The 906-nt window shown below is 54.0% G+C and carries 1 protein-coding gene; it reads left to right on the top strand.

The features are described 5' to 3' along the window. Window positions 1–845 (top strand): IS3 family transposase (locus ROE7235_RS19720; RefSeq protein WP_121097752.1); only part of this gene is annotated, 845 nt, incomplete at its 5' end. Window positions 846–906 lie beyond the last annotated feature (61 nt).

The following is a 906-nucleotide window of genomic DNA, read 5'->3' on the forward strand; positions in this document are numbered from 1 at the left end:
CTGAACGCCGAAAGATGATCCGTAAAGAGAACACTGGCTTGAGCCTTACGCGCCAGTGCAAGCTGCTCAAAATCAGCCGTTCCTCGATCTACTACACGCCGGTCGGCTTTGATCCGGCTACGATTGACTTGATGCATGAGATTGACCGGATATTCACCAAGTATCCGTTCTTTGGCAGCCGCCAGATCGCGGCGTATCTACCCCAATCAGGGTTCTCGGCGGGACGGCACCGCGTACGTCGTTTGATGGCCAGCATGGGGTTGCAGGCCATCTATAAGGGGCCGAACACCAGCAAGAAGCACCCCCAGCACAAGATCTGGCCATACTTGCTGAGGAAGTTGGCAATCACACGCCCCAATCAAGTTTGGTGCAGTGACATTACGTATATTCCGGTCAAGAACGGCTTTCTGTACCTGGTGGCAATCATGGATTGGGCGACGCGCAAGGTTTTGTCTTGGCGGTTGTCGAATACGCTGGACGCCAGTTTTTGCGTTGAGGCGCTGGAGGAGGCCATTGCCAAATACGGCACCCCCGAGATCATGAATACAGATCAGGGAAGCCAATATACTGGAACCGATTGGATCACGACGCTGACCAAAGCCGAGATCAAAATCTCGATGGATGGCCGAGGCCGATACCTGGACAACATCTTCATCGAGCGGCTCTGGCGGTCCCTGAAGCAGGAGGCAGTCTATTTGCACGAGATCACAAACGGCTTCCAGGCCAAACGGATCATTGACGGCTGGATCGGCTTCTACAACACAGAGCGCCCTCACACCGCGCTCGACAAACGCACCCCAGACGCGGCATACTTCGAGCAAGCAGAGATACGAAAAGCGGCATGAACATAAATCTGATGCATCTTAGACAAGCCGCAAACCTGTCCTAAAAAGCAGGACCACTTCA

The organism is Roseinatronobacter ekhonensis, from assembly GCF_900499075.1.
In the GTDB taxonomy this organism is placed as follows: Bacteria; Pseudomonadota; Alphaproteobacteria; order Rhodobacterales; family Rhodobacteraceae; genus Roseinatronobacter; species Roseinatronobacter ekhonensis.